The organism is Nocardia neocaledoniensis (genome assembly GCF_029868625.1).
In the GTDB taxonomy this organism is placed as follows: Bacteria; Actinomycetota; Actinomycetes; order Mycobacteriales; family Mycobacteriaceae; genus Nocardia; species Nocardia neocaledoniensis_A.
This window is the reverse complement of record NZ_JARWOJ010000008.1, coordinates 1-6,744: the sequence shown is the minus strand read 5'-3', so window position 1 is coordinate 6,744 and position 6,744 is coordinate 1. Positions and strand designations below refer to the sequence as shown.

6 protein-coding genes and 1 pseudogene are annotated in these 6,744 nt (G+C 71.5%); 5 read left to right on the top strand and 2 right to left on the bottom strand.

Going from position 1 to position 6,744, the window contains the following annotated elements; all coding sequences use genetic code 11:
* Positions 1 to 146: 146 nt before the first annotated feature.
* Positions 147 to 1,184 (bottom strand): LLM class F420-dependent oxidoreductase, encoded by a 1,038-nt coding sequence (locus QH270_RS00140; RefSeq protein WP_280338315.1) that lies wholly within the window; start codon positions 1,182 to 1,184, stop codon positions 147 to 149.
* Between the two features lie 150 nt (positions 1,185 to 1,334).
* On the opposite strand from QH270_RS00140, the gene QH270_RS00135 reads away from it, so the two are divergent.
* From QH270_RS00135 to QH270_RS00125, 3 genes and pseudogenes are all read left to right on the top strand, one after another.
* Positions 1,335 to 1,994 carry a cyclodeaminase/cyclohydrolase family protein gene (locus QH270_RS00135; protein WP_280338314.1) on the top strand — a complete coding sequence of 220 codons (660 nt, stop codon included), beginning with the start codon at positions 1,335 to 1,337 and terminating at the stop codon, positions 1,992 to 1,994.
* A gap of 312 nt (positions 1,995 to 2,306) precedes the next feature.
* A pseudogene (locus QH270_RS00130) lies at positions 2,307 to 2,678 on the top strand (L,D-transpeptidase); the annotation flags it as partial.
* A gap of 236 nt (positions 2,679 to 2,914) precedes the next feature.
* Entirely contained in the window at positions 2,915 to 3,901 is a 987-nt protein-coding gene (locus tag QH270_RS00125) for a hypothetical protein (protein WP_280338313.1), read from the top strand.
* A gap of 25 nt (positions 3,902 to 3,926) precedes the next feature.
* Here QH270_RS00125 and QH270_RS00120 read toward each other — a convergent pair whose 3' ends face one another.
* Positions 3,927 to 4,778 carry a bifunctional 5,10-methylenetetrahydrofolate dehydrogenase/5,10-methenyltetrahydrofolate cyclohydrolase gene (locus QH270_RS00120; protein ID WP_280338312.1) on the bottom strand — a complete coding sequence of 284 codons (852 nt, stop codon included), beginning with the start codon at positions 4,776 to 4,778 and terminating at the stop codon, positions 3,927 to 3,929.
* A gap of 170 nt (positions 4,779 to 4,948) precedes the next feature.
* On the opposite strand from QH270_RS00120, the gene QH270_RS00115 reads away from it, so the two are divergent.
* Both QH270_RS00115 and QH270_RS00110 read left to right on the top strand, forming a co-directional pair.
* Complete coding sequence (locus tag QH270_RS00115) at positions 4,949 to 5,821, top strand: YdcF family protein (protein WP_280338311.1); 873 nt, start codon at positions 4,949 to 4,951, stop codon at positions 5,819 to 5,821.
* A gap of 34 nt (positions 5,822 to 5,855) precedes the next feature.
* The gene (locus tag QH270_RS00110) at positions 5,856 to 6,662 is read left to right on the top strand and encodes a putative protein N(5)-glutamine methyltransferase (protein WP_280338310.1); all 807 of its coding nucleotides are present in this window, start codon (positions 5,856 to 5,858) and stop codon (positions 6,660 to 6,662) included.
* Positions 6,663 to 6,744 lie beyond the last annotated feature (82 nt).

Genomic DNA, 6,744 nt, shown 5'->3' with positions numbered 1-6,744 from the left:
GTTTCTCTTTTTTTGCGCGGCGGTGGCGGGGGGTGCCCCCCCCCCCCCCGGGGGGGGGCGCGGGGGGGGGGTCCCCCTCCCCCCCCTTCCCACCCCCCCCCCCCCCCGCGCCCCCGGGGGGGGGGGGGGGGGCCGCGTCGTGGGTGTCAGCAGAGTCCGCGCAGCTGCTCGATCAGCTTGACCCGGCCTGCCGCGTTCTCCGCCAGCGGCGTCACGTTCAGCGTGGTGACGCCCGCTTCGGCCATGGCCGCGATGCGGTCCTTGACGAAGCTCTCCGGGCCGATCAGCGACACGTCGCGCACCAGGTCGTCGGGCACCGCCGCGGCGGCGGCCTGCTTGTCGCCGGCCAGGTACAGCTCCTGGATCCGGTTCGCGGCCTCGCCGTAGCCGTACTTGGTGGCCAGCGTGTGGTAGAAGTTCTTGCCCTTGGCGCCCATGCCGCCGATGTAGAGCGCCAGGTGCGGCTTCACGAACTCCAGCAGCGGGGTCACGTTCTCGCCGATGGCCAGCGCGGGACCGGCGAAGATGTCGAGCTCGCCCAGCGCGGGATCGCGCTTGGCCTTGCCCGCGGCCAGGGCGTCGCCCCACACGTCCTTCGCCTTCTCCGGCAGGAAGAAGATCGGCTGCCAGCCCTCGGCGATCTCGGCGGCCAGCTCCACGTTCTTCGGGCCCAGCGCGGCCAGCAGCACCGGGATGCGTTCGCGCACCGGATGATTGATCAGCTTCAACTCTTTGCCGAGGCCGGTGCCGCGGTCGGCCGGCAGCGGGATCTGGTAATACTTGCCCTGGTAGTTCAGCTTCTCGCGGCGCCAGACCTTGCGGCAGATCTCCACCAGTTCGCGGGTGCGCCCGATCGGGGCGTCGTAGGGCACGCCGTGGAAGCCCTCGATGACCTGCGGGCCCGACGCGCCGAGGCCGAGGATGAACCGGCCGTCGGAGACGAAGTCCAGGCCGGCCGCGGTCATCGCGGTGAGGCTGGGGGTCCGGGTGTAGAGCTGCAGGATGCCCGAGGCCAGCTGCACGCGTTCGGTGCGGGCGGCCAGGAAGCCCAGGGCGCTCACCGCGTCGAACGAGTACGCCTCCGGCACGAAGACGATGTCGAGTCCGGCGCGTTCCAGGTCGGCGACCTCGGCCGCGACCTCCTTGAAACCGCCCGAGTAGTTGATGCTCAATCCGATCCGCATGGCACCCAACATAGCCCCGCCGCCCGCGACCACCCCGACCGGTCGGTCCGTCGCCACCGGTGCTGGTCGGGCGGGGTGCGTGGGGCGGCACGCGGTAGCGTTGACGACGATTCCCGCCAGTTTCTCGCCGCATCGAAAGGCCACCACGTCGTGTCGCAGCCCACCGCCTCGCCGCAGCAGATCGCTCCCTCCTTCGGCACGGCGACCCTGGAGCACTATCTGTCGGAGCTGGGCGCGAAGGTCCCGGCACCCGGCGGCGGCGCCGTGGCCGCGCTGCACGCCGCCCAGGCCGCGGCCCTCATCGCGATGGTCGCGCGCTACACGACCAGGACCAAGGACGCCGAGCACCGGCCGGTCATCGATCGGATCATCGAGGCCGCCGACGCCGCCGGGGCGCGCGCGCTGGCGCTGGCCGATGCCGACGCCGCGGCCTTCACCGCCGTCGGCGCGGCCTACAAGCTGCCCAAGGACACCGACGACGAGCGCGCCGCGCGCTCCGAGGCGATCAACGCCGCGCTGGTGGAGGCGGCCAGGGTGCCCGCCGCGGTGGTCGACGAGGCGGACGAGATCCTGTCGCTGGCCGCCGAACTCCTGCCCATCGGCAACCCGAACGTGGTCACCGACATCGGCGCCGCCGCCGACGCGGCGCGGGCCGCCGCCATGAGCTCCCAGCTCAACATCGAGATCAATGTCGGCTCGCTGCCCGCCGAGCTCGGCGACGCCTTCGCCGCCGCCCTGCTGCGGGTCGACACCATCGCCGCCAGGGCCGATGCCCTGCACGCCGACGTCCTGCACGCCGTTCGCGGCTGAAGCCTGGTTTTCCGCGGCGGGCACGATCTCGAAGTAAGAAATTTCGTCGAGGTCCCGACCTGCGCGAACGCAAGACGACACTCCGATACACCCACGCGCCGTTATCACTTCGATAGTTCGAGTTGATCATGGCGGCCTAGACTTGGACTCCGCCTACGAGTGAGTGAAGGGGTGGCGTTTATGAGGAGAGCAGTTCGTTTTCTGTTCGTCGCGATCATGGCGGTGATCCTGGCCGGAGCGTGGTCGGGCGCCGCGTCCGCCGACCTGATCGGAGGTCAGCGCACCCAGTACAGCGGCGGTACGTACGCCGAGGCGAATCTGTCGGCGCACACCTTCACCGTGTTCCAGAACGGTCAGGTCGTCCGGGTGATGCCCGCGTCGATGGGCAAACCCGGTTTCGAGACGCCGACCGGCACGTTCAGCGTGCTGGAGAAGCAGCGGGCGGTGGTGTTCGACTCGCGCACCATCGGCATCCCGCTCGACGATCCCGAGGGCTACATCATCGACGGCGAGTGGGCCGTGCGGCTCACCTGGGGCGGGGTGTACGTGCATTCCGCGCCGTGGTCGGTGGACTCGCAGGGCAACGCCAATGTGAGCCACGGCTGCATCAATCTCGCGCCCGACGACGCGGCCTGGTACTTCGAGAATGTCGGCATCGGCGACGAGGTCTACATCCACTGGTGAGTAATTCCTCGTGGCATTCGGCGATCCTCCCGTCAGCGCAGTATCGTGCCCCGTAACGAAATCGTTGCGGGGATGAACCTGACGGCAACTCCCCTGATGAAGGTGGGGCGATGGATCGACCGGAGGCACACAGATCGACCGGGGCTCGACAGCACGACCCGGGATCGGTCGGTGGTCCGCTCACCGCTGCCACGCCGCGGCGTGGCAGTCGTGAGCTGGGCGCGCCACCCCGGCGGGTGAGCGAATCCGCCGCGCCCACCACGGGTCCGCGGCATCGCCTCGGCGGCGGACCGCGCACTCCCGCGGGCATTCCGGTGATCTCGCTGCCCGCGACGCACACCCTGAACCTGCCCCCGCAGGACGGCTACGCCACCGATCGGCTCCCGATCGTCGGCGGACCCTTCGATCCCGGTGCGCGCCACGCGCTTCCGGATGTGCCGTTCCGGATCGGGAGCTCCGACAACGGCCCCGACACCGATCGGCTGCCGATCATCACCCGCGACATGCTCGCACCCGCGGCGGAACCCCGCCCGCACCTACCGGAGCCGATCTGGCACGCACCGGAAACCCCAGTGCCGCAGCCTGTTCCGGCACCCGGTTTCGCGCACCCCGATCCCCTGCCGCCGCGCCCCGCACCCGACTACTCCGGTGACGACGAGGTCTTCGCCAGGATGATCAACCGCAACCAGCGGCGGCGCCCGCCCCGCTGGGCCGCTCCGCTCGCCGCGTCGGTAGCGGGCGCGCTGCTGATCGGCGGCGGCTACTTCCAATTGCGCGGCCCCGCACCGGAATCCGCGGCGGCCAGCACCCCCATCGAATCGAGCCAGGCCGATACCACCCCGGCCGCCGGGAACTGCCCCGCCGAGCAGGTCGGCAGCAAGATCCAGGGCAACGGCGCGGGCGGCACCGAGAACGGTGTCGCCGCGATTCTGGCGTTCCAGCACGCGTACTACGTGGCGCGCTCCGGTGATCAGGCACGCACCCTGGTGGCAGGCGATGCCGCGCTGCCCTCCGGCGCCGACATCCAGGCCGGGATCGACACCATTCCGGTGGGCACCACGCACTGCCTGGCGATCACCCCGGCGGCCCACACCGGACAGTACTTCGTGGTGATCACCGAATTCCGTCCCGACGAGGTGCCGATCATCTACAACCCGCAGCTCGTCGGCACCGCCAAGGTCGGCGGGAAGTACCTGATCACCTCGATCGGGCCGGTGCGCTAGACCCGATCGAGGGCGCGAAACCCGCTCAGGCGCGGGCCTTCTCGGCCGCGACGACCACGTGGCGCATCAGCAGCGCGGTGGTCACCGGGCCGACACCGCCGGGGACGGGGCTCAGCGCGGCGGCCTTGCCGTCGACCGAGGACGCGTCGACGTCGCCCACGATGCCACCGTCGGCGGCCTCGTTGGTGCCCACGTCGATCACCACGGCGCCGTCACCGACGTGCTTGCCGGTGATCAGCCCGATCCGGCCCGCGGCCGCGACCACGATGTCGGCGGGAGTGGTGACAGCGGCGAGATCGGCGGTGCGCGAATGCGCGACGGTGACGGTCGCGTTCTCGGCCAGCAGCAACTGCGCCAGCGGCTTACCGACGATGTTGGAGCGCCCGACGACGGTCACCAGTCGTCCCTGCAGCGCGATGCCGTGATGCTTCAGCAGTTCGACCACGGCCTCGGAGGTGGCGGGCACGAAGCCGTCCAACCCCGAGGCGAGCAGGCCCAGCGACAGCGGACTGACCCCGTCGACGTCCTTGCTCGCCGCGATCGCCGAGCTCACGTCGTCGAGATCCACCCCGGCCGGCAGCGGGGTCTGCAGCATGATCGCGTCGGTGGCCGGGTCGGCGCTGCGGGCGGTCAGTTCGGCGCGGATCGTCTCCGCGCTCACGTCGGCACCGAGATCGATGCGCTCGCAGGCGATTCCGAGACGTTCGGCGGCCTTGCGCAGCGAGTTGACGTACCAGGCGCTGGCCGGGTCGTCGTTGGCGACGATCAGCGCCAGTGTGGGCGCCGAGCCCGCGGCGCCGAGCGCGGCGGCGCGGTCCTTCGTGTCGGCGTTGATGGCGGCGGCGAGTTCCTTGCCGGTCAGCGAAGCGGTATCCACGGTGGGTCAGCTTATCCGTCGCTACCGGGTGCACGGTCCACCGGGCGGCGACGCGCGGAACGTCGTCGAGGTCCGGCGTACCCGCCGAACGCGGTCGTAGGGTGTTGGCTGCTCTGTCATCAGCGCTGCCAGCACGTACCGAACCGTTCGCGGGAAGGGTGTCGACTGTCGTGAAGATCTCGAAGCATTGGAAACAGGCGGCCGCCGCGGTGCTCGCGGCCGCCGCGGTCACGACCGCGGGCGTCGGCCCCGCCACCGCCGAAGCGGACGTGACCGCGCTCTACAACTCCGCGCAGCGGCATTTCACCGACGGCGACGACGCCGCGGGCCGGGCCGATCTGCGCGCCCTGATCGCCGCCGACCCGAACGACGCCGAGGCCCTGGCGCTGCAGGCCATCTGGTCGCACTACGCGGGTGACCCTGGTGCTGTCGGCGAAGCGATGGCCCGCCTCGGGGCGGTCGACGCCGGGATGGCGGCGGGCACCTCGAACGTGCTGCGCGCGGTCACCGCCGCGGCCGCGACCCTGCCCAATCCCCTGCCGGCGCTGGTCGGTCCGCAGACCGGCATCGTGGTCCTCGGCTACGGCCTGCTGCCCGACGGGGCGCTGCGCCCCGAGCTGGAGAACCGGTTGACGGCGGCCTGGTTGCAGGCGATCGCCGCGCCGTTCTCGCCGGTGATCGTCACCGGCGGCAATCCACAGAACGGGATCTCCGAGGCCGAGGCGATGCGCCGCTGGCTGGTCGGGCGAGGGCTGCCCGCCGACCGGATCCACGTGGAGGACCGGGCCGGCTCGACCGTACAGAACGCCCTGTTCAGCACGCGGATGCTGCGTGATCTCGGCGCGCACAGTGCCGTGGTGGTCACCTCGCCGAACCACATCCGGCGGGCGGTGGCCGATTTCATCGTGGCCGGGACCAATGTCGTCGGCGCCATGACCTCCCTCGAGCAGCTGGTCTCCCAGCTGCCGCCGCCCGCGCGGGCCGCCCAGCGCGGGATCTACCTCGACGCGACCCGCACGTTCGAGCTGGATACCGCGCGCTGATCAATTCGGTTGCGGGGTCGGGGACAATCGCTGCATGACTGTTCTCGCCCCCGCCGACGTGGTCGTCGCGCTCCGCACCGCCGGTTGCGTCTTCGCCGAAGACGAGGCCGCGCTGCTGCTGGAGGCCGCGGCCGACGACGCGCCCCGGCTGGCATCGCTGGTGGCCCGGCGGGTGGCGGGGACGCCGCTGGAGTATCTGCTCAGCTGGGTGGAATTCCGCGGGATGCGGATCGGGGTCCGGCCCGGTGTCTTCGTCCCGCGGCAACGGACCGCGTTCCTGGTCGAGCTCGCGGTGACAGGTGTCGCGCCGGGCGCGGTGTGCGTGGTCGATCTGTGTTGCGGCTGCGGGGCGCTGGGGCTGAGCGCGGCCACCGAACTCACCGCGCGCGGCGAGCTGGTCGAGCTCGTCGCGGCCGATATCGACCCCGTCGCCGTGGCGTGCGCGCGGGAGAACCTGGCACCGCTGCACGCGCCGGTGTTCGTCGGTGATCTGTTCGACGCGCTACCGGGAGATCTGCGTGGCCGCATCGACGTGCTGCTCGCGAACACCCCCTATGTGCCGAGTGAGCGGGTCGCGGACATGCCGCCCGAGGCGCGTGAGCACGAACCGCTGGTCGCGCTGGACGGCGGGGCGGACGGGCTCGCGGTGTTCCGGCGCGTCGCCGAGGGTGCGGCGCACTGGCTGGCGCCGGGCGGGACGGTGCTCGTGGAGACCTCCACCGGGCAGGTCGAGACCGCGTGCGCGATCCTGGCCGAGCACGGGCTCGTGCCCCGGGTCGAGCGGTCCGAGGAGTACTACGCCACCGTCGTGCTGGGCACCCGGACCACCGATCCGCGCTGACCGTTTCGGCAGTCGATGCAAGAACGCGCGGACTGCCGAAACGGCCCCAGCCCCCCCCCCGGGAGGGGGGGGGGGGGGGGGG

Bases quoted from the DNA above. Each gene is read 5' to 3' on its own strand.
- QH270_RS00110 (WP_280338310.1), top strand. From the start codon at position 5,856: ATGACTGTTCTCGCCCCCGCCGACGTGGTCGTCGCGCTCCGCACCGCC.
- QH270_RS00140 (WP_280338315.1), bottom strand. From the start codon at position 1,184: ATGCGGATCGGATTGAGCATCAACTACTCGGGCGGTTTCAAGGAGGTC.